This window comes from Marinovum algicola (assembly GCF_900109145.1).
Classification (GTDB): Bacteria; Pseudomonadota; Alphaproteobacteria; order Rhodobacterales; family Rhodobacteraceae; genus Marinovum; species Marinovum algicola.
Genome location: NZ_FNYY01000008.1, coordinates 55,497 through 77,379 on the forward strand (window position 1 = coordinate 55,497; position 21,883 = coordinate 77,379).

At 66.5% G+C, this 21,883-nt stretch carries 18 protein-coding genes; 11 read left to right on the forward strand and 7 right to left on the reverse strand.

Going from position 1 to position 21,883, the window contains the following annotated elements:
- The first annotated feature begins 17 nt into the window (after nt 1–17).
- From BMW90_RS12450 to BMW90_RS12475, 6 genes are read left to right on the forward strand one after another with little or no spacing between them, the layout of a single operon-like run.
- Nucleotides 18–203, forward strand: coding sequence for a PLDc N-terminal domain-containing protein (locus BMW90_RS12450; RefSeq protein ID WP_074836902.1), 186 nt, complete (start codon nt 18–20; stop codon nt 201–203).
- Between the two features lie 47 nt (nt 204–250).
- Nucleotides 251–1,657 carry a dihydrolipoyl dehydrogenase gene (locus BMW90_RS12455; protein WP_074836903.1) on the forward strand — a complete coding sequence of 469 codons (1,407 nt, stop codon included), beginning with the start codon at nt 251–253 and terminating at the stop codon, nt 1,655–1,657.
- A 56-nt stretch (nt 1,658–1,713) separates the two neighbouring features.
- Nucleotides 1,714–3,963: an acyl-CoA dehydrogenase gene (locus BMW90_RS12460; RefSeq protein WP_074836905.1), complete on the forward strand. Its 2,250-nt coding sequence runs from the start codon at nt 1,714–1,716 to the stop codon at nt 3,961–3,963.
- Entirely contained in the window at nt 3,960–5,243 is a 1,284-nt protein-coding gene (locus BMW90_RS12465; protein WP_074836907.1) for an acetyl-CoA C-acetyltransferase, read from the forward strand. Before BMW90_RS12460 ends, BMW90_RS12465 begins: the two co-directional genes overlap by 4 nt.
- Nucleotides 5,243–7,306 (forward strand): 3-hydroxyacyl-CoA dehydrogenase NAD-binding domain-containing protein, encoded by a 2,064-nt coding sequence (locus tag BMW90_RS12470; protein WP_074836909.1) that lies wholly within the window; start codon nt 5,243–5,245, stop codon nt 7,304–7,306. The genes BMW90_RS12465 and BMW90_RS12470 overlap by 1 nt, the downstream gene beginning before the upstream one ends.
- Nucleotides 7,306–9,114: an acetyl-CoA hydrolase/transferase C-terminal domain-containing protein gene (locus BMW90_RS12475; protein WP_074836912.1), complete on the forward strand. Its 1,809-nt coding sequence runs from the start codon at nt 7,306–7,308 to the stop codon at nt 9,112–9,114. Before BMW90_RS12470 ends, BMW90_RS12475 begins: the two co-directional genes overlap by 1 nt.
- On the opposite strand, the gene BMW90_RS12480 is transcribed toward BMW90_RS12475, so the two are convergent.
- Nucleotides 9,107–11,584: a vitamin K epoxide reductase family protein gene (locus tag BMW90_RS12480; protein ID WP_074836914.1), complete on the reverse strand. Its 2,478-nt coding sequence runs from the start codon at nt 11,582–11,584 to the stop codon at nt 9,107–9,109. The two genes, BMW90_RS12475 and BMW90_RS12480, sit on opposite strands and share 8 nt — an antisense overlap.
- 397 nt (nt 11,585–11,981) lie before the next feature.
- On the opposite strand from BMW90_RS12480, the gene BMW90_RS12485 reads away from it, so the two are divergent.
- From BMW90_RS12485 to BMW90_RS12495, 3 genes are all read left to right on the forward strand, one after another.
- Entirely contained in the window at nt 11,982–12,881 is a 900-nt protein-coding gene (locus BMW90_RS12485; RefSeq protein WP_074836916.1) for an MBL fold metallo-hydrolase, read from the forward strand.
- A gap of 16 nt (nt 12,882–12,897) precedes the next feature.
- Nucleotides 12,898–13,257, forward strand: coding sequence for a rhodanese-like domain-containing protein (locus BMW90_RS12490; RefSeq protein ID WP_048529324.1), 360 nt, complete (start codon nt 12,898–12,900; stop codon nt 13,255–13,257).
- 353 nt (nt 13,258–13,610) lie between these two features.
- A complete protein-coding gene (locus BMW90_RS12495) occupies nt 13,611–14,117 on the forward strand; it encodes a sigma-70 family RNA polymerase sigma factor (protein ID WP_048529326.1) in 507 nt (168 codons plus the stop codon).
- A 5-nt stretch (nt 14,118–14,122) separates the two neighbouring features.
- Here the strand turns inward: BMW90_RS12495 and BMW90_RS26685 are convergent, their stop codons facing one another.
- From BMW90_RS26685 to BMW90_RS12510, 4 genes are all read right to left on the reverse strand, one after another.
- On the reverse strand, nt 14,123–14,287 hold the full coding sequence (locus BMW90_RS26685; protein ID WP_158499002.1) for a hypothetical protein: 165 nt from the start codon (nt 14,285–14,287) through the stop codon (nt 14,123–14,125).
- 83 nt (nt 14,288–14,370) lie between these two features.
- Nucleotides 14,371–14,976, reverse strand: a complete 606-nt coding sequence (locus BMW90_RS12500) for a superoxide dismutase family protein (RefSeq protein ID WP_083416045.1) — start codon at nt 14,974–14,976, stop codon at nt 14,371–14,373.
- Nucleotides 14,966–15,517, reverse strand: a complete 552-nt coding sequence (locus tag BMW90_RS12505) for a BON domain-containing protein (RefSeq protein ID WP_074836918.1) — start codon at nt 15,515–15,517, stop codon at nt 14,966–14,968. The genes BMW90_RS12500 and BMW90_RS12505 overlap by 11 nt, the downstream gene beginning before the upstream one ends.
- 112 nt (nt 15,518–15,629) lie before the next feature.
- Nucleotides 15,630–15,977 carry a hypothetical protein gene (locus BMW90_RS12510; protein WP_083416046.1) on the reverse strand — a complete coding sequence of 116 codons (348 nt, stop codon included), beginning with the start codon at nt 15,975–15,977 and terminating at the stop codon, nt 15,630–15,632.
- 188 nt (nt 15,978–16,165) lie between these two features.
- Between BMW90_RS12510 and BMW90_RS12515 the strand changes: the two genes are divergently transcribed.
- Nucleotides 16,166–17,215 carry an AI-2E family transporter gene (locus BMW90_RS12515; RefSeq protein WP_170850546.1) on the forward strand — a complete coding sequence of 350 codons (1,050 nt, stop codon included), beginning with the start codon at nt 16,166–16,168 and terminating at the stop codon, nt 17,213–17,215.
- Between the two features lie 3 nt (nt 17,216–17,218).
- On the opposite strand, the gene ligD is transcribed toward BMW90_RS12515, so the two are convergent.
- Entirely contained in the window at nt 17,219–19,663 is a 2,445-nt protein-coding gene (ligD, locus tag BMW90_RS12520) for a DNA ligase D (RefSeq protein WP_074836920.1), read from the reverse strand.
- Entirely contained in the window at nt 19,664–20,488 is an 825-nt protein-coding gene (ku, locus tag BMW90_RS12525) for a non-homologous end joining protein Ku (RefSeq protein ID WP_074836922.1), read from the reverse strand. It lies immediately after the preceding gene.
- A gap of 207 nt (nt 20,489–20,695) precedes the next feature.
- On the opposite strand from ku, the gene BMW90_RS12530 reads away from it, so the two are divergent.
- Nucleotides 20,696–21,871: a substrate-binding domain-containing protein gene (locus BMW90_RS12530; protein ID WP_048529333.1), complete on the forward strand. Its 1,176-nt coding sequence runs from the start codon at nt 20,696–20,698 to the stop codon at nt 21,869–21,871.
- Nucleotides 21,872–21,883 lie beyond the last annotated feature (12 nt).

Genomic DNA, 21,883 nt, shown 5'->3' on the forward strand with positions numbered 1-21,883 from the left:
ACGGGAAGGGACGCATCATGACAGAGATCACCGGAATTGGCGGGTTCATCCTGCTTGTGCTGGATGTCTGGGCCATCGTTTCGGTTGTCGGTTCGACGGCCTCGACCGGCAAGAAGGTGCTCTGGGTGCTGTTGATCCTGATCCTGCCGCTTCTGGGCTTTATCATCTGGCTGATCGCCGGCCCCAGGTCGACGCGCCCGTGACCAAGGCCCCGGCCGCGCCGGCCCGGCCGCTGAGAGAGTGAGGCAGCATGACGGATCTGCAATGTGACGTGGCAATCATCGGCGCCGGCACCGCCGGGCTGGCCGCGCAGCGCAGCGCCAGAAAGTTGGGCGCCAGCACCTTGCTGATCGACCCGGAGTTCAGGGGCACGACCTGCGCCGCGACCGGCTGCATGCCGTCGAAACTGCTGATCGCGGCTGGCGACGCGGCCCATGCGGTGCGCGACGCCGGGGCCTTCGGCATCGCGGCCAATCCCGAGGTGGACGGCCGCGCCGTGATGCGCCGGCTGAACAAGGTGCGCGCGCGGTTTGTCCAAGGCGTGAAGGACAGCATTTCCGACTTGCCGGAGGCGGTCAGGATCACGGCGCGGGCGCGGTTCGACGGACCCGACCGGCTCTTGCTCGACGATGGCCGCAGCTTGGCGGCCAAATCCGTGGTGATCGCCACTGGCGCTACGCCCGCGCTCCCCGAGCCTTTCCGCGCGGTGTCGGACAACATCCTCACCAACGAGACGATCTTCGACCTCGAAGACCTGCCACGGTCGGTTGCGGTGCTCGGCGCAGGGCCGATCGGCGTCGAACTGGCGCAGGCGCTGGGCCGCCTCGGGGTCGAGGTCGCGGTATTCGACATCGGCGACACCTTGGCCGGGATGCAGGACAGCCAGGTCGGCGAGACCCTGCGCGAGTTGCTGGCCGAAGAGCTGCCGCTGCATCTGAACACCGAAGCCGAGGTCGCGCCGGCCGACGATGGTGTCCGGCTGACATGGGATGGCCAGAGCCGCACCTTCGAGAAGCTGCTTCTGGCGGTGGGGCGTCCCCCCAATTTCGACGGGCTCGATCTCGGGAACGCCGGGATCGCGCTCGACGATCACGGCGCGCCGGAGTTCGACCGCCAGACCCTGCGCTGCGGCACGTCGTCGATCTTCATCGCCGGCGATGCCAACAGCGACCGGCCGCTGCTGCACGAGGCCGCGCACGAGGGCCATATCGCCGGCCGAAACGCCGCAAGCTGCCCCGACGTCGCGGAATTTTCCCGCATGGTGCCCTTTGCCCTGACCTTCACCCGTCCCGAGGCGGCCGAGGTGGGCATCATTCCCGACCCCGACGATGCCAGCTTTGTCGGCGCCTCCGCGCCCTATGACGACCAGGGCAAGGCGCGGGTCGAACATCGGCTCGGCGGGCTCTGCCGGCTCTATGCCCGGCATGCGGACGGCAAGCTCACCGGCGCCAGCCTCTGCGCACCCGACGCCGGCCATCTGGCGCATATCTTCGCCTTGGCAATCGGCCGCGGGCTGACGGCGACCGACTTGCTGAACATGCCCTATTACCATCCGACACTCGAGGAAGGTTTGAAGTCGGCCCTGCGGACGCTCTGCAAGGAAACCGGGCAGGACCAGCCCAACACCCGCGAAGACGACGCCGTCCGGGGCCTCTGAGGCAGGAACCTTCGTCCACCTGAACGGTTGTCCCAGGCAAGGAGGGACAGTCGCGCATGTCAGATTTTCGCAAGACCAGGATCACCCGCCCCATCCACCGCCGGGCCAGGACGGCTCTGCCGCAGATGTCAGAGACCGAGGCGGAGGCGCTCAATGCCGGTGAGGTCTGGTGGGAAGCCGAGCTGTTCTCGGGCAATCCCGATTACGACAAGCTGCATGCGGTGGCTGAGCCCAGGCTCAGCGACGAAGAGCGCGCCTTTCTCGAGGGGCCCTGCGAAGAGCTTTGCGCGATGATCGACGACTGGGACATCAACCAGCGCGACGCCGATCTGCCGCCAGAGGTCTGGGAGTTCCTGCGCACGCAGAAATTCTTTGGCATGATCATCGAGAAGAAACACGGCGGCCTCGGCTTTTCCGCCTACGCCCATTCCGAGGTGGTCCGCTATATCGCCACCCGCTCGGTTGCCGCGGCCGTCACCGTCATGGTGCCCAATTCGCTGGGCCCCGGCGAGCTGTTGCACATGTTCGGCACCGAGGCGCAGAAGGATCACTGGCTGCCGCGCCTCGCCGACGGTCGCGAGCTGCCCGCCTTTGGCCTGACCAGCGCCGAGGCCGGTTCCGACGCCTCCGCCATGCGCGACGAGGGCATTGTCGAGAAAGGCATGTGGCAGGGCGAAGAGGTGCTGGGCATCCGGCTCAACTGGTCCAAGCGCTATATCACCCTGTCGCCGAAGTGCACCGTTCTGGGGCTGGCCTTCAAACTGCGTGATCCCGAGGGGCATCTGGGCGGCATGGAAGAGGTCGGCATCACCTGCGCGCTGGTGCCCGCCGATCTGCCCGGGGTCGAGACCGGGCGGCGCCATATTCCGTCCTCGACCATGTTCCTCAACGGGCCGACCACCGGCGAGGACGTCTTCATCCCGCTCGATCACATTATCGGCGGCCAGGAATATGCCGGCCGCGGCTGGATGATGTTGATGTCGGCGCTGGCCGCGGGGCGGGGCATTTCGCTGCCCTCGATGGGCTGTGCCGCGATCGGTTTTTCCGCCCATACCACCGGCGCCTATGCCCGTGTCCGCGAGCAGTTCAACCTGCCGATCGGCAAATTTGGCGGAATTCAGGCGCGGCTGGCGCAGCTTGCCGCCGACGCCTACCTGATGGATGGCGCACGGCGACTGACCTGCGCCGGGCTGGACGAGGGCAGGGCGCTTTCGGTGATCTCGGCGATCATGAAGGCGCATGCGACTTTTCGCATGCGCGAGGCGGTGAACGATGCGATGGACGTGCATTCCGGCAAGGCGGTGATCGACGGGCCGACGAATTACCTGCTGCCGCTCTATCGCGCGGTACCGATCGGCATCACCGTCGAAGGCGCCAATATCGTCACACGCTCGCTTATCATCTTTGGCCAGGGCGCGATCCGGGCGCATCCGCATCTGCTGGATGAGATGCAGGCCTTGCAGATCGAAGACGAGGACGAGAGCCTCGAAGCCTTCGACAAGGCGTTCTGGTCGCATGTCGGCCATGCGCTGAAGACCGTCGGCCGCAGCCTGTCGCGCGCCTGGAGCGGCGGAAAGCTGGCCTCGGCCCCGCGCAAGGCCGGGGCCGCGACGCCGATCTATCGCCAGCTGTCGCGCTGGGCGGCGTCTTATGCGCTGGTGGCCGATCTCTGCTTCCTGACCCTGGGCGGCGAACTCAAGCGGCGCGAGATGATCTCGGCCCGGATGGGCGACATCCTGTCGGAAATGTACCTGCTCTCCGGGGCGCTCAAGCGCTGGCAGGACGAGGGGCAGCAGAAGGCCGATCTGCCGGTGCTGGAATATGCCGCCGCACGCAGCTTTGCCGGCATGCGTCGGGCGCTTGACGAGGTGCTGGCCAATCTGCCCGCCCGCTGGGCCGGCTGGCTGGGCCGTGCGCTCACCCTTCCCGGCGGCAGCGCACGCGGCCCCGACGACCGGCTGACGGTGCGCGTCGCCAATCTCCTGCTCGAACCCTCAGCGGCCCGTGACCGTATCACCGGGCGGCTGCATGGCGGTTGCGATCGCAATGGCGTCGGCGCGCTCAACGCTGCCTTTGCCGCCGTGATCGACGCTGCGCCGCTGATGAAGCGCCTGCGCGAAAGCGGCCACAGCCCCGACAGCGCGCTTGATGCCGGGATCATTTCCGAAGCCGACCGCACACGCATTTCAGATATGGAGGACAAGGTGTCTCAGACAATCGCCGTTGACGATTTCTCGCCCAAGGACCTCGCCAGCTATTACCCCGGGCTGGAGGCCAGCGACAGCGAAAGGATGGCCGCACAATGACCCGAACTGTCTATCTCGTCGATGGCGCCCGCACGCCCTTCCTCAAGGCCCGCGGCAAGCCCGGCCCCTTCACCCCGGTCGATCTCGCGGTGCAGGCCGGCCGGCCGCTGCTGGCGCGCCAGCCGTTTGACCGCAAGAGCTTTGATCTCGTCATCCTTGGCTGTGTCAATGTCATCGCCGACGAGATGAACCCGGCCCGCGTTGCCGCCCTCCGGCTGGGGTTGGGCGAAGCGATGGTGGCCTTTACCGTGCAGATCAATTGCGGCTCGGGCATGCAATCGATCGATACCGCCTTTCGCTACATCCGCGAGGGCAAACATGACATGATCCTCGCCGGCGGAACCGAGGCGCTGAGCCATGCGCCGCTGGTTCTGCGGCAGAGCGCGGTGGAATGGTTCGGCCAGATGTCGCAGGCCAAGGGGCCCATCGAGCAGGCCAAGGCGATGACCGGTCTGCGCCCCGAATTCTTCAAGCCCGTGGTCGGGCTGGAACGCGGGCTGACCGACCCGATCACCGATCTCAACATGGGTCAGACCGCGGAGGTGCTGGCGCATCGTTTCGGCATCACCCGCCAGACCGCCGACGCCTATGCGATGGAAAGCCACCACCGGCTGGCCCGGGCGCAGCGCGAAGGCTGGCTCGAGGACGAGGTCATGCCCGCCTTTACCCGCGACGGTGTGGCGCATGAACATGATGACGGCGTGCGGCCGGACAGCGACATGGAGGGGCTGGCCAAGCCCGGCCCGGCCTTCGAACGGCCGTATGGCAAGGTCACGGCGGGCAATTCCAGCCAGATCACCGATGGCGCCTCCTGGGTCATCGTCGCCTCGGAAGAGGCGGTCGAGAGACATGGGCTGACACCGCTGGCCCGCATCGTCGACAGCGAATGGGCGGCGCTCGACCCCTCGGTGATGGGGCTTGGGCCGGTGCTCTGTTCGACCGCGCTGGCGCGGCGGCACGACCTCGGCGCTCAAGATATCGACCTCTGGGAGCTGAACGAAGCCTTTGCGGCGCAGGTGCTGTCCTGCCTCGCGGCGTGGAAAGACCCGGAGTTCTGCCGCGAGGTGCTCGGGCTCGACGGCGCCTTCGGCGCGCCCGACCGCGACGATCTGAATATCGATGGCGGCGCGATCTCGCTGGGCCATCCCGTGGGCACCAGCGGCAACCGTATCGTGCTGCACCTTGCCAAAGCCATGAAACGGCGCGGCGACACATCCGGCATCGCCACCGAATGCATCGGCGGCGGTCTGGGCGGCGCCATGTTGCTGGAGGCTGTGTGATGACCGGACCTGTGCTTTCCTTTCTCGGCGAAACCCATTGCGAGCTTGGCCCCGCTGCCGATGCCTCCGGCCACCCCTGGCGGCATGGCGAGGCCGACGGCATCCACTGGCTGGTGCTCGATTGCGAGGGCAGTTCGGTCAACACCGTCTCGGAGCAGGTGCTGACCGGGCTCGATGCCGCGCTGGATCAGATCGGCACGCCGCGGGCGCTGGTGATCCGCTCGGCCAAGCCGGCGGGTTTTGCCGCCGGCGCGGATATCGACAGTTTCAACGACATGCGCGATCAGGGCGCGGCGGCGCTCCTGCAACAGGGCCATGCCGTGCTTGACCGGCTGGAGGCGCTGGACTGTCCGACCATCGCAATCGTCCACGGCGCGGCGCTGGGCGCGGGGTTCGAGATCGCGCTCGCCTGTGACCACCGGATTGCCATCGACGGCGCGAAATTCGGCTTTCCCGAGGTCAACCTGGGCCTGCATCCCGGGCTGGGCGGCAGTTTCCGCCTGACCGGGCTGATCGACCCGACCGAGGCGATGACGCTGATGCTCACCGGCAAGAGCGCGCATACCGCCAAGGCCGAGCGGCTTGGCATCGTCGACGCCGTGACCGAAGAGCGCCATGTCGCCGCCGCCGTCGCGGCCATCGCCGAGGGTGAGAACGACCGCCCCGAGCCGGGCCTGAAATCCCGCGCCTTCCGGATCGAAGCGGCGCGCAGCTATGCCGCCGGCCGGATGCGCAGCGAAACCGAGAAAAAGGCGCCACGGGCGCATTATCCCGCGCCCTATGCGCTGATTGATATCTGGGAGAAATACGGCGACGACCGTGACCGGATGCAAAAGGCCGAGATCGAGAGCTTTGCCGATCTGCTCGACAGCGAGACCTCGCGCAACCTGCGGCGGGTGTTCTTCCTGCGGCAACGACTCAAGGCCGAGACGCGGGGCGCTGACGGCATTTCCCATGTGCATGTGATCGGCGCCGGCGCCATGGGCGCGGAAATCGCCGCCTGGGCCGCCATTCAGGGCAAGCAGGTGACCCTTGGCGACGTCAAGCTCGCGCCGCTGGGCCAGGCCGTGAAGGCCGCCGCCCAGACCTGCCTCGACAAGCACCTGAGCAGCGGCGAGACACGCGACGCGCTCGACCGGCTGATGCCGGATCCGCGCGGCTACGGTCTGGCCCGGGCCGACCTGGTGATCGAGGCCGCGCCGGAGGATGCCGATCTGAAATCCGGGATCTATCGCGAGGTCGGCAAAAAGCTGAAAGACGGGGCCATCCTTGCCAGCAACACCTCGAGCCTGCGGCTCGAGACGCTCAAGGACGGCGTCGCCGATCCGACGCGCTTTGCCGGTCTGCATTTCTTCAACCCGGTGTCCAGGATGCAACTGGTCGAGGTGGTCCGCCTTGAGACCACCGATGACGCCGTGCTGCGCCGTCTGGCGGCGTTCTGCGGTGCCATCGACCGGTTGCCGGTGCGGGTCGCCGATGCCCCCGGCTTTCTCGTCAATCGCGCGCTGACGCCTTATCTGATGGAGGCGATGGTGCTGATGGACGAAGGCATCGACAAGGAGGTGATCGACCGCGCCGCGCTCGATTTCGGCATGCCTATGGGGCCGGTGGCACTGGCCGATCAGGTCGGGTTGGACATCGGGCTGCATGTGGCGACAAGCCTGTCCGAGGCCCTCGACAAGCCGATGCCGCCGATCAGCCAGCGCCTGCGCGACAAGGTCGAGGCGGGCGAGACCGGCAAGAAGGCGGGCAAGGGCTTTTACGACTGGTCCGATGGCACGCCGCATCCGCAGGCCGAGGACGCCCCGCCCGAGGATCTGACAGACCGGCTGATCCTGCCGATGCTCGATGCCTGCGTCGCCTGCCTGCGCAAGGGGGTGGCCCGCAGCGCCGACGAGGTGGATGGAGCGATGATCTTTGCCACCGGCTTTGCGCCGTTCCGCGGCGGGCCGATGCACTATGCCCGCACCCGGGGCCACGCCGAGATCGCCGACCGTCTCGACACCCTGGCCGAGCGTCACGGGCCGCGGTTTGCCGCCGACCGGGGCTGGCGTGAGATGTGATGCAGCGATTGCACGACGCCGAGGCCGCCGCCCGCGAGATCGTCGCCAGGACCGGCGGCGAGATCCGGCTGGCGCTGCCTCTGGGGCTGGGCAAGCCGGTGCGGCTGGTCAACGCGCTGGTCAAGCTGGCCTGTGACGACCCGTCGATCCGGCTGGCCATCTTCACCGCGCTGACACTGGAGCCGCCCGATCCCGGTTCGGGGATGAAGGCGCGGTTTCTGGGGCCGGCAAAGGACCGGCTGTTTGGCGCCTATCCGGCGCTGCTTTATGCCGAGCTGCTGCGCCGCGATGCGCTGCCCGACAATATCACGGTGAACGAATTCTTTCTGCTGGCCGGCCGCTGGCTCGGCGTGGCGCCGATGCAGCAGGCCTATATTTCGGCCAATTACACCCATGCCCGCGACGTGCTGATCGCGCAAGAGCCCAATGTGCTGGCCCAGCTCGTCTCGGAACAGGACGGTTCTTTCAGCCTGTCGGGCAACACCGATATTTCCGCCGATCTCTTTGCCATGCGCGCCGAGGGCAAGCTCGATTTCGTCGCCGTAGGCGAGGTGCACCCCGATCTGCCCTTCATGCAGGGGCCCGGAGCGGTGCTGACGCCGGAAGCCTTTCACCTCACCCTCGTGCCCGAACCTTACGAGCTGTTCTCGGCGGTAAAGCGCCCGGTCGATGCGGCCGCCCATGCCATCGGCCTGCATGTGTCGCGGCTGATCGCCGATGGCGGCACCTTGCAGATCGGCATCGGCGCGATCGGCGATGCGGTGGCCCATGCGCTGCTTCTGCGCCACAGTGGCGCGGCGCCGCCAATCCAGCGCGCCGCGCCCTTCGATCTGCCTGCGCCCGGCGGCCCGTTCGAAGAGGGCCTGCACGGCGTGACCGAGATGCTGGTCGGCGGGTTGCTGGCGTTGTTCGAGGCGGGCGTCGTCCGGCGCGAAGTCGACGGCCATGCGATTGCCGCCGGCTTCTTTGTCGATACCCGCGATTTCTATCGCCGCCTGCGCGAGATGCCGCGCGAGGAACGTGCCCGCATTGCCATGACGCCGGTGAGTTTCACCAACGCGCTTTACGGCAACGAGGCCGAGAAGCGCACCGCACGGGTCAAGGCGCGTTTTGTCAACGGGGCGATGCAGGTCTCGGTGATGGGCGACGTGATGTCCGACACGGTTGAAAACGGCCAGGTGGTGAGCGGCGTCGGCGGCCAGTTCAACTTTGTCGAACAGGCCTTTGCGCTGCACGATGCGCGGTCGATCATCACCCTGCCGGCGACGCGCTGGTCCGGCGGCAAGCGTCACAGCAACATCCGTTGGTCGGTCGCTACCACCACCGTGCCGCGCCATATGCGTGATGTGGTGGTGACGGAATACGGCATCGCCGATCTGCGTGGCAGGTCGGATGCCGAAACCATTGCCGCGCTGATCGCCATCGCCGACAGCGCCTTTCAGGACGAATTGATCGACCGGGCGCAGAAGGCGGGCAAGTTGCCCAAGGGGTTCACCCTGCCGCAGAGCGCGCGCAACAATTGGCCCGAGACAGTAGAAAACTGGCTCGCCCCGTATCGCGCCGAACTGCCCGATTTTCCCTTCGGCAGCGATTTCGACGAGATCGAGCGGCTGCTCTTGCCGGCGCTGGAAGAGCTGTCGCGCCACGCGCCGACGCTGCGCGGCAAGGCGCGGCTGCTGCAGGACGCGCTGCGCCTGCCGCCGCACCCGCGCGAGCAAGAGGCGCTGGCGCGGATGGGCTTTGACAGCCGCTATGCGGGGGGTGAGGCGCTCGCGCTCTCTGGCGCGTTGCGCCGGGTCGTTACCTGATCCAGGCGTTCATCGCGCCATAGTGCCCACCAATCGGTCCGCGCGGCACGGTCAGCCCGATCAGCAGCAGCCCGGCGGTAAAGCAGGTCAGATAGGCCAGCACCGATCCGCCGGTGACCAGCGGTGCAAAGATCAGCACCACGCCGATGATCACGTTCAGAAAGCGCGCCATCCGCACCACCGAGGCCAGCGAGGTCACCGACACGGTGAGCGCCAGCGCGCCGCAAATGTGCACGGCGGCGGCGACCGGGCTGTCCCAGGTCAGGTAGAGCGGCGACAGCATCAGCCAGAGCGCCACGCCAATCGAGGCCAGCAGCGACCACGGCAGGGTGATACCGCCGCTCAGCATATCGCGCAGGATCACGCCGGGCTTGCGCTCGAAAGCCTGCCGGTCGATCTCGCCGGTGCCCTCGTCGGTGTCGCCGGTAAAGAACACCAGCAACCAGGGCCGCCCGGCGCGGTGGCGGCGGATCAGGAATTGCACCGTGGCGACGATCTCGTCGATGGCATAGGGGATTTGCAGCAGCATCGCGGCGGCCGCGATCAGCGCCAGCGTCGAATAGGTGCCGATCACGATCGGCTGGATCACGATAAAGAAGATCGATACCGCGCCCAGCGGCACGATCATCACGCCGAACAGCACCGTCAGCCAGGGCATGGTACGCCAGCGCCTCGCCGAGCCGATCACGCCGACGAGGATCTCGAGCGCATAGGTCAGCGCGCCGAGGCCGGCGTCGGGCACCGGCCAGGCCTCGGAGACCTCCGAGGTGATGATCTGCTCGGTGCCGTTCTTGTCGGGCAGGGTTCCGTCAAAGAACGGCTCCCAGACGCCATCAATGCTTTCGAGCTGATAGGCCGTCAGGTAGCGCGAGATCAGCAGGCCGACGACGGCCAGCAGGATCACCGGCAGCCGCTGAAACCAGTCCGAGGGCGAATAATCCCAGCCCTTGGGGATCACCGGCCCGGTCTGGGCGGCGGCAGGCGAGACGCCGGGCGCGGGCGGCAGGCCAAGCGCAAAGCCCACCGCCAGCATGCCGGTGAGCGTTGCATTGACATAGGCCGCCCCGTTTTCGGCCCAGAAGATCAGCGGCGCAAACATGATCCAGCAGCCTACGGCCGCGGCGGCAAACCGCGCGTGCGGCAATTGCCACGACATCGACAGCAGCGCGCAAAGGCTCAGCGCCAGCCCGGCCAGCACGTCGCTCCAGGCCAGCCAGCTTTCGCCGTAGCCCAGCAGCGGCGGCGAGGTCAGCAGCCAAAGCCCCAGGCCGAAATTCGCCCAATGCGCCCAAAGGCTGTCGTGGTGGCGGGCACGGTATTCGCGTTCATGTGTGGCGCGCAGGTCTTCGGCCTCGGCATTGGCCTCTTCGGCCGAGCGCAGCCAGACCGGCGGCGTGATGCCATTGGCCTTGTACCAGCCCATCGGATCGTCCTGGAGCGCGGCCACGATATGGCGCAGCCCGTCGCGGATGCGGTGTTTCGGCTCCCAGTCCAGCAGCTCCTTGGCCTTGGAGATGTCGAGCGCGTAGTGATCCGACGACAGCTCGATCATGAAAGGCCGGATGAAAGGCTTCTCGCCTTCGTCGAGGGCATCGGGGATCGGCTCTTCCGCCGCCACCTCGGCCCGGGCGGCCACCCGGGCCACCGGCGCCGGGACGCGCAGGGTCTGCCAATCCTCCTCGCCGTGGATCAGCTGGCCGAGTTCCTCTTGCAGCTTGGCATAGCTCATCGCATCCGGCTCGCCCGCCAGCACAACTTCGAGGCCCTCGATCCGGTCGCGCCGGTCGATCGCGCTGGCAAAGAGCTCCAGCATGTCCTCGAGGTGGATAAACGCCTGCCCGGCTTGCAGATCGCCGGAATAGACATGCGATTTCAGATCCCGTTCATAGATCCGCGCGATTTGCTGGCTGAGCGTCGGCACCGCCGTCTTGTCATCATAAAGCCCGGCCATGTGCAAAAGCAGCACCGACATCTCCGGGTTGGTCCTGGGCGCGAGTTCGCGGATCACATCTTCGGTTTCGGCCTTGGATTTCGGATAGGCCCAGCCCGGTGCCAGCGGCGTGTCCTCGTTGATGCGCTCGCCGGGGTGGCCGGGCCGGTGCACCAGCATGGTGCCGGCATAGATGAAATGCGCCACATCCAGACCTTCGAGCCCCTTGAGAAGGTTGCGCGTGCCCTCGACGTTGACCCTGTCGTACATCGGGCTCTCGCGGCCGGAAAAGTCGAAATAGGCGGCGAGGTGGATCACCGCCGCCAGCGTGCCGCCGCTGGCCTCGCGCACCTGATCGAGCGCATGGGCAACCGAAGACTCATCTGTGATGTCGAGGCCGAAGATACGCCCGTCTTCGGCATTCTCCGGCAGGTCGACGCCAAGCACGGTGTAGCTGGCGGAAAGTTTCTCGCTGAGGGCGCGGCCGATGCGGCCCGCAGCACCGGTGATCAGAACTGTCGGTTTGTCTTGCGCTGTCACGTGTCACCCCTTGTCTCACTGGTTTAGCCGGCAGTTTTGGCCGCGTGCCCAAAGCCGCCGGGGCACGCGCCTCTCGGGGTCCAACGCGAAGCCCGGCGCGCAGTTCCCGCCGACCGCCACGACACCAGGGAACCGGCGCGGCGCGCGGCGCGTTGGCCCGGTGAAAGGAGAGTGCCATGGACAGTCTGATGCTGATTTCAACGATCCTGACGGTCGCGCTCTTGACCGGCGCCGTCACGGTTCCGGCCGCCGTGCGCCAGTCCGGCCGCAAGTAAGACCGCCCGAGTGAAGATCGCCGGGAGACCACACCCGGAGAGCGCCACGGCAAAGGCAGGCCGCCGTGCGTCGGTCTCCGGGTTCCCTGTGTTCCAGCAACCCCGAGATTTCAGGAGGCCACATGACCTTTCAACACAAGATCAGCGCATCGCGCGGCAAGGGAAGCCCCGAGGTGATCGGCTTTCGTGAGCCCGACACCGGCAGTTGCCAATACATCTGCGTCGATCCTGCCACCGGCGCGGCCGCCGCAATCGACATTGTGCAGGAGTTCGATCCGGCAAACGCCAGCACACGTTTCGACAGCGCCGAATGGGTGCTGGCACAGGTCAAGGAGCGCGGCCTCGCGCTGGACTGGGTGCTCGACACCCATCCGCATGCCGATCACTTCATGGCGTCGCACTGGCTCGGAAACCGGACCGGCGGCACCACCGCGATCGGCGACAAGGTGCATGATGTCGCCGACATTTGGGCCGAGCTCTACAACCTGCGCGACGCCTTTCACCCCGAACGGGATTTCGGCCGGCTGTTCGCCGATGGCGAGCGGTTCAAGCTGGGCGAGCTCGAGGGGCGGGTGCTGCTGTCGACCGGCCATACCGCCGGCTCGGTCAGCTACGTGATCGGCGATGCGATCTTTGCGCATGACACCTTCATGCAGCCCGACGCCGGCACGGCACGCTGCGATTTTCCCGGCGGATCGGCCTCGGATCTCTATGACACGCTGATGCGCCTGCTGGATCATCCCGACGATCACCGCATCTTCATCGGCCATGATTATGGCACCGACACGCGTGATGACCCGGCCTGGGAAAGCACGGTCCGGGAGCAGCGCGACAGCAACATCCACATCGGCGGCGGGGTGTCGAAGGCCGCGTTCATCGAGACCCGCGAAGCGCGCGATGCCACGCTCGACCTGCCCGATCGCATGTTGCATGCGCTTCAGGTCAACCTGCGCGGTGGCCGACTTCCCAAGGCGGAAGACGACGGCAACGCCTATTTCAAGATTCCCGCAAACCGCCTTTGAGCCACAGGAGACCCGGATGTCAGAGATCGAGAACTGGAGCCCGCAAAGGGTGTTCGAGGCCCTCAATGCAGGCGAGATCGTGCTGATCGATGTTCGGACCCCGGCCGAATACATAATGGAACATGTCGAGGGCGCGCTGCTGATGCCGATGCCCTTCTTTCGCGCCGATGCCCTACCGACGCAGGACGGCAAGCGGATCGTGCTGCATTGCGGCTCGGGCAAGCGCAGCGGCAAGGTCGGCCAGGACGCGATGGCGTCGGGGATCACCCCGCTGGCCCATATGGAAGGCGGCTTCGGTGCCTGGAAATCGGCCGGTCTGCCGCATGTCGGAACCGATCTGGCCACGGGCGCGCCCAAGCGGATGGGCGGGGCCTGACGCCTCGCGCCGGTGCGGGCCCGGCCCGAGAATGAGGAACCTTTCGGGCCGGGCCGCGTTGGAATTGAAGAGGGTCGAAGGGCCGAAGCCTCAAGGGAGACAGTCAAGTGAACAATATCATTTATATCGTGGGTCTGGTCGTCATCGTTCTGGCTATCGTGGGTTTCGTTCTCTGAACCAGACGATGTGACGATGACGCAGGGGCGCGGGCCATCCCCGGCGCCATCAGGTGGCCAGGGGTCTGGCGCCTGAGCGTCATCCCACGTGTTGTTTGCAAGACCGCGTCAGACCTGCGCCGCCGCACCGTAGCGGCGGCAAGTGGCGGAGGGCTTGTGGTGTGTTTGAGGAAGGTCATGGGAGCCAAGGAAAACATTGTCGAGATGATCCCGGCTCTGCGGGCCTATGCCTGGGTCCTGACGCGTCGCCACGAAGACGTGGATGACCTGGTGCAGGACACGCTGGTCAAGGCGATCGACAATTTCGACAAATACCAGTCCGGCACCAATCTGCGGGCATGGCTGATGACCATCATGCGCAACACCTTTCTCAACAACGTCAAGCGGGCGGCGCGGATGCAGACCGGCGCCGAAACCTGCATCTCGTCCTCGGTCTCTGTGCCGGCCACCCAGGAATGGACGGTGCGCGGCCACGAGATGATGGACAAGGTCGCCGAATTGCCGACCCATTACCGCGAAACGCTGATCCTAGTGGTGATGCTGGGCGAGAGTTACGAAACGGCGGCGCGGATCTGCGAGGTCGAGGTCGGCACCATCAAGAGCCGGGTCAACCGCGCGCGGCGGATGCTGATCGCGGCGCTCGAAGGCAATGAACCGGAAGGGGTCAAACCGCCCAGCGACTGACGGCGTCAGTCCGAGCTGTCGGCCTCGCGGTCGCGCAACAGCTTTTGCAGCTCGCGCGCCAGTTCGACCAGACGCTCGGGCGTGTTCTCGGTCTGCAATTCCGCCAGTTTGCGACGCAATTCGGCGTCAAGCGCGGCCTCGGGCCCGGGCAGGTCTTCGCGTCGTGTCATCTTGGGCCCTTTGGCGGTGGCGAGGGTCGCAGGTTGGGGTCTGCTAGCCTCGCCACCGCGTGCTTGTCAATTCACGGTATCTGTCAGTCGATCACGGCACAGGCCAGCCGTGCGCCGGCATCGCCGGAGGGCTGGCTCCGATAATCGTCGGCGCCGGCATGCAACATCAGCGCCCGCCCCGAGATATTGTCACGGTCGCCGCCGAGGATCACATAGGTATTCAGCACCTCGGCCCGCAGCGTGCCGTCGGCCGCGACCCATTGATTGGGCATGTCGCCGGAATGCGGCGCCTCTTCGGCCAGGAAACCGTGATTGGTCTCGGACACCGAGAAATGGCCGCCGGCGGATTTGAAGCCGTCTTCGGGATCGCAATCGCCGGTTTCATGGATGTGAAAGCCATGCCAGGTCTCTGGCGGCAAATCCCGCAGGTCGAGCGAGATCAGCACGCCATAGGAGGTGCCGGTCAAGGTCGCGGTGCCGATGTCCTTGCCCTCGGCCGAAATGAAAGAGACCTCTTGCTCGGCCGGGTCGGCCTCCTGGGCCGCCACCGGAATCGCCTGGCTGACGCAGAGTGCGCCAGCCAGGAGGAGCCCGCCTACGAAGGGCACAGCACGGGCGGGCTCACCTGCCGCCGCCGCCAAGGGACCGGCGGCGGTCGGATGGGAAAAATCGGTTGGATCAAGGCGCATGGTTCTGAATTCTCAGGTTGTTCTGGACATGGGTGACGCCGGAGACGCTGTCGCAGCAATCCTCGGCAAAACGCTTCGCCCGACGGGTGTCGACGGTGCCGCTCAACGTGACTTCGCGGTCGGCCACCGAAACCTCGATCTCCGAGGCGTCGACCCGGGGGTGATCGGTCAGCCGGTCGTTCACATCCTCTTCGATGCGGGCGTCAGACCGGACATAGCCCCTGGGGCCGCGACCGCGATGGTCGGCCTCGCGCCGGGCCTCGGCCGCGTCATCGCCGAACCACGAGGCGATCTCGTCGCCGGCCCTGTCCATGAAGTCGCGTTCTTGCCGGTCATCGGGCCGGCCGGAAAAGCGGCGCATCGATGGCATGTAGGGGGCGGCATAGAGTTCGGGGGCCATGGGGCCCATGCCGTACCACGGCGGCACCCACCAGCCCGGATCGCCCCGGCGATAGGGATCGCGATCCTCGCGGCGGGAATGGCTGCGTCGATACAGCTCCTCTCGCGCTTCCTGCTCGGTCATGTCGTCGTGTCTGGCCATAACTTCGCTCCTTTCGGCGTTTCATCCCGGCTTCGGGGCCGCAGTCCCCGACCGGGACGGGTTTCAAGGAAACATGTGGCGCTGGTCTTTGTTCCTGACCGGGCCGAGAATGTCAGAGCGGGATCAGCACAAGGGCGACGATCAGCCCGACCAGCAACACCAGCCCCACGATCATCGCCGGCAGCCAGTGCTGGTGGGGCGACTGCCGTCGACGCCGGGACGGGCGGTCGGTCTGCCCCTCGGCGCGGCCCAGCTCCTGCGCCTGCGCCCGGCGCAGCTGCGCGCGGGTCGGCGGGTGGCCGGCCGCCTCGTCATCCGTGCCAAGCGGCGCGGCGGCGGGGTCGGGAAAGGCCACCTTGTCTCCGGCGCCGCCACGGTCGATCTTGTTGCGCAGGCGTGCGGCGCCCGCCCCCTCCGATCGCTTCGCCTTGTCGCTCTGCTTGTCGTCGGGGGATGTCATGCTGTGCCTTTATCGTCGGTTGGGGGTCTGTTGACCCAACGTTCCAGTGCTTTGAATGTTCCGTCAGGCGGCACGGAACCGCCATGGGGCCGGGCGGGTTTGTTACGCAACATGCCTCATTTCGCCCTTCACTTCCCGCCCCGATGCGGTGCCGCCGCACCGGAAACTCGCCAGCCGGAGAGCCGCGCATGGCACTGAAATCGCGCCGCAGCGGGCCGGCGCAGGCCTTTCTCGTGGGCATCGGCCTGCTGGCGGTGATCGTCCTGGCCCTGGCGCTCTGGCAGGTCCGGTGGATCGTGTTGCTGGGTTTCGGCGCAATCCTCGCGGCCATATTGCTCAACGCCGCCGCATGGTGCCTTCGCCGCGTGCTGCCGATGGGCCAGGTGCCGGCCGTCATCCTCAGCGTGACCTTGCTGATCCTCGTCGGGGTCGCGGCCTTCATCCTGCTCGGCGCGCAGATCGTTTCGGGGCTGCTCGAGATCCAAACGCAGATCCCCGAGGTGATCCGCACGATCGACAGCTGGATCGACCTCGGCGACGTCGAATCCTGGATCGGTGCGCGGATGGACGAGCCGATGCAGATGGGGTCGGTCTTTTCCGGCCTGACTAGCGCGACATCGATCCTGATTGCCCTGGGCACAGGGATCGCGCTGGTGTTTGTCGGTGGCGTCTATCTAGCGCTGAACCCGGAAGGATATCGCGACGGCGCCCTGGCCCTGGCCCCCGCCCATCTGCGGCCGCGCCTGCGACAGACGATGGCGGCCTTGGTGCGCGCGCTGCGAGCCTGGCTGGTCGGGCAACTGGTGGCGATGTTCGCAGTTTTCGGGATGACGACCGTCGGGCTCTGGCTGCTGGGGGTGTCGACGCCGATCGCGTTGGGCGCGATTGCCGGCCTGCTGGAATTCGTGCCCTATGTCGGCCCGCTGACCAGCGCGGTGCCCGCGGTGGCGGTGGGCATCATGGACGGTCCGACAACGGCGCTCTGGGTGATCCTGCTTTATTTCGCAGTGCAGCAGATCGAAGGCGCATTGCTGATCCCGCTGATCCAGCGCGAGGCCGTCGACCTGCCGCCGGCCATCACCGTGTTCTCGATCGTGGGGCTCGGCGTGCTGCTTGGCCCACTCGGGGTGATCCTGGCGGCGCCGCTCACCGTGGTGGGTGTGGTGCTCGCGCGCGAGCTCTGGTGCCCCTGGATGGCCGCGCGCGGGGCAGAGGAGGCGTCCGAGGCGGCGGAGTGAGCCTCAGTCCTCCTCTGCCCAGGCGTTGAGCTTGTCGATCACGCCATCGCTCAGCGATTGCAGATCGTCCTGAAGCGCCACGGCGGGGCAGGGCCGGTCCATGCGCCGCGCCATGTCGCCCAGCGAAAAGGCTTTCGCGCTTTTCAACTCTGCCAGCTCGTCCCATGTCACCGGAACGGCCACGGGCGCGCCCTGGCGCGCGCGCAGCGAATAGGGGGCGATGGCGGTCGCGCCGCGTTCGTTGCGCAGCCAGTCGATGAAGATCCGGCCCTTGCGCTTGGATTTCGACATCGTGGCGGTGTAGCGGTCGGGCGCCTTTTCGGCCATCACATGGGCAAAGGTCTTGGCAAAGAGCTTGACCGTGTCCCAGCCCCGGCTGCGTCGCAACGGCAGCCAGACATGCACGCCCTTGCCACCGGTGACGATTGCCCCCGAGGCCAGCCCGAGCCGATGCAGCCGGTCGCGCACCTCGAAGGCGGCGTCGCGCACCGCGTCCCAGCCCAGCCCCTCGTCGGGGTCGAGGTCGAAGACCAGCCGGTCGGGCCGGTCAAGCCGGTCGGTGCGCGCGCCCCAGACGTGGAATTCCACCGTGCCCATCTGGGCCGCGGCAACAAGGCTCTCGGGGCGGGTGGCGTAAAGGTAATCCTCGGCCTTGCCGTCGCTTTCCTCGATCTCGATGCGCGCCACCGCCGGTGGCATCGAGCCGCCGTGTTTCTGAAAGAAACAGGCGTCCTCCAGCCCGCCGGGGCAGCGGTAGAGCGACAGCGGCCGGTGCGACATCAGCGCCATCATCCGCTTGCCGACGCGGGCGTAATGCCGCGCGATGTCGAGCTTGCTGCATCCGGCCTCGGGAAAGACCTGCCGGTCGGGGCTGGTGATGGTCTGGTTCAGGACAATTGTCTCCACGTCACTCTCCTTTCCGGTCTCGAGCTGCACCTCGTCGGCCACCTTGTCCTCTCGCAGGCCCAGATAGCTGCCGTGACGGACAAGGCCGTCGCCGGTGAACTCGGTGAATTCGACCTCGGCTACCAGCGCCGGGGTGACCCATTTGGCGGCCCGGGCGACCTCGCTCGGCACGTCGTCAAAGGGGGGCGTCTTGCGCGGCTTCATGGCCTGTTCCAGCCGCTCGAAATCCCGTTCGGCAAAACCGGTGCCGACGCGGCCGCGATAGCGCAGCCTGCCGTCCTGGTTGGAGCCGATTAGCAGAGAGGCAAAGGGCCGGCCGGGCTTGTCCGAAGGGCTGTAGCCGCCGATCACGAATTCCTGCCGGCGCGAACATTTGATCTTGCGCCAGGCCTTGGTGCGGCTGCCACAATAGGGCGCGTCGCGGCGTTTCGAGACAATGCCCTCGGCGCCACCTTCGCAAGCCTGCCGGAACACCTCGGGGCCATGGCCGACGACGTGTTCGCTCATCCTCAGCGCGCCGTGTTTCGGCAGGCCCGAGAACAGTTCGGCCAGCGCCTCGCGGCGTTCGTCCTGCGGCCGGCCGGTCAGATCCGTGCCATCGCGCGACAGCAGGTCGAAGGCGATGAAGACCAGCGGCCCGCCTTCCGACAACGCCTGTTGCAGCGAGGAAAAGGCAGAGCCTTCGATCCGCGCCGCCATCACCTCGCCGTCGATCAGCGCCGAGTCGCAGGGCAGGGGGCCAAAGGCCTCGGCGAGCGCGCCGTAGCGGTCGGTCCAGTCCTTGCCGGAGCGGGTGAAGAACCGGGTGCCGCCCTTGCCCAACGCGGCCAGCGTGCGATAGCCGTCGAGCTTGATTTCGTGCAGCCAGTCGTCGCCCTCGGGCGCGGCCTTGTAGAGCGTGGCGAGCTGCACATCGCGAAATTTCGGTGCCTTGGCCGTGCGTTTGCGCGCGGCCGGGCGTTCGACGCCATCGGCGATGTCCTCCATGCTGCGTCCGGTGGTGACGGAGGTCGTGAAGTCGTGGGTCAGCGCGTCGGGGTCGTCTTCGGCCAGATCGTCGCGCTCCTTGATCAGCAGCCAGTTCTCGCGGTTTTCCTTGCCGCGCATCCGCACCAGAGCCCAGCCGCCCTGCATCCGTTCGCCCTCAAGGGTGAATTTCAGTTTGCCCGCTTCGAGCCCCGCATCCACGTCGCCCTCCGGCGTCCAAGTGCCGGTGTCCCAGAGCATGACGGTGCCGCCGCCATATTCGCCCTTTGGAATGGTGCCCTCGAAACCGGCGTAGTCCAGCGGGTGATCCTCGGTGCGGACCGCAAGGCGTTTTTCGCGCGGGTCGGGGCTCGGCCCCCTGGTCACCGCCCAGCTCAGCAGCACGCCCTGCCATTCCAGCCGGAAATCATAATGCAGCCGGCTGGCGTCATGTTTCTGCACCACGAAGCCGGGCTTGCCATCGGCGCGGCCGGCATCGCCGCCCCTGGGTTCGCTGGTGCGGGAGAAATCGCGTTTGCGGATGTAATCGGAGAGTTTGTCAGGGGTCTCGGCCATCTAGGATGCTTTCTTCTTGCGGCTGCGTCCTTTCTTTTCGGCAGAGTCGAGGCTTTCTTTCAGCGCCGCCATCAAGTCGACGACATTCTCGCCCGGGCTTTCCGCCTCGTCGCCGGTGCTGACCCGCGGCGTCTTCTTGTTCTTCTGCTTGGCCTCCAGCAGATCGCGCAGCGCCTCGGCGTAGCTGTCGGAATAGCTCGAGGCGTCGAACGGCGCGGTCTTGCGGTCGATCAGCGAGGTCGCGACCTCGAGCAGCTCCTTGTCGGCCTTGGCATCCTCGATCTGGCCGAACATCGGCTCGGCCTCGCGAAGCTCATCGGCATAATGCAGCGTTTCCAACAGGATGCCGTCGCCACAGGGGCGCACGGCGGCGAGGTATTCCTTGCCGCGCATGGTCAGCTGGCCCAGCCCGGCCTTGCCGCTCTGGCGCAGCGCGTCGCGGATCACGCGATAGGCCTCTTGCGCCAGTTCGTCCGAGGGGACGAGGTAATAGGGCTTGTCGAAATAGATCGGCGGGATCTCGGCCATCTCGACGAATTGCACCAGTTCGAGCGTTTTCTTGGTCTCAAGCTTGATCGCGTCGAGCTCGTCCGGCTCGATCAGGATGTATTCATCGTCATCCACCTCATAGCCCTTGACGATCTCGTCCCGGTCCACCGGGCCGATGCCCGGCACCGATTTTTCATAACGGATGCGCTTGCCCGAGGGTTTGTGGATCTGGCGAAACGAGATCTTCGCGGCGCTGCGGGTGGCGGAATAAAGCTCGACCGGGATCGAGACGAGCGACAGGCGAAGCTGGCCTTTCCAGAGCGCGCGGGGGGCCATGATTCACGGCCACCTTGCGGGGGCGGGGCTGGAAGAATGCGCTTGGGTCATGGGCCGGCTCCTTTTTCTGTCCAACCGCGCGCCGCCGCGATTGTTCCGAAAGGCCCGGCCGGCGCCCGTCGTCATGGCGGCGCCGCCTTTTCATTGACATGAAGCATGATTCATGTCTCATATTTGAGCATTGAAATTCCTTGGGAGGAGTTCGGAATGAAACGTTTGTTCACGGCCGGTGTCGCGGCGCTGCTCTGTGCCGGCGCCGCCTCGGCGGAAATTCGCATTGCCCATGTCTATGGCAAGACCGGCCCTTTCGAGGCCTATGCCAAACAAAGCCACGATGGCCTGATGCTGGGGCTGGAATATGCCACCGACGGCAGTATGGAGATCGACGGCGAGCCGATCGTGGTGATCGAGAAGGACACCCAGCTGAAACCCGATCTCGGCAAGGCGCTGCTGGCCGAGGCCTATGGTGACGACGACGCCCATATCGCAGTGGGGCCGGTCAGCTCGGGCGTCGCGCTGGCGATGCTGCCGGTGGCCGAGGAATATGAACGCCTGCTGATCGTCGAGCCGGCGGTGGCCGATTCGATCACCGGCGAGAACTGGAACCGCTATGTCTTTCGCACCGGGCGCAATTCGTCCCAGGATGCGATCTCCAACGCCGTCGCCCTGGGCGGCGAAGGGGTGACGATTGCCACGCTGGCGCAGGATTACGCCTTTGGCCGCGACGGCATTGCCGCCTTCCGCGAGGCGCTGGACGGCACCGGCGCCAGCATCGCGCATGAGGAATACGTGCCCACGGACACCACCGATTTCACCGCTGCGGCCGAGCGGATCTTTACCGCGATGAAGGACATCGAGGGCGAGAAGCGGCTGTTCATCATCTGGGCCGGCGGCGGCAACCCGATGAGCAAGATCCAGGCGATGGACCCGTCGCGTTTCGGCATCGAGATCGCTACCGGCGGCAATATCCTCGCCGCGCTCACCGCCTACAAGGAACTTCCCGGCATGGAGGGGGCGACCTATTATTACTACGAGATCCCCCAGAACCCGGTGAACGACTGGCTGGTCAAGGAGCATATGGCCCGGTTCGACAGCCCGCCGGATTTCTTCACGGCCGGCGGCATGGCGGCAGGCATCGCCGTGGTCGAGGCGATCCGCAAGGCCGGAGGCGCCGAGGACACCGAGGCGCTGATCGCGGCGATGGAAGGCATGGAATTTGAGACGCCCAAGGGCATGATGCGGTTCCGGCCCGAGGATCATCAGGCGCTGCAATCCATGTACCACTTCCGCACCGAGGTGCAGGAGGACAAGGATTACGGCGTGCCGGTGCTCGTGCGCGAGATCGGCATCGACGAAATGGACATTCCGGTCCGCAATCAGTGACACCTTGGGGCG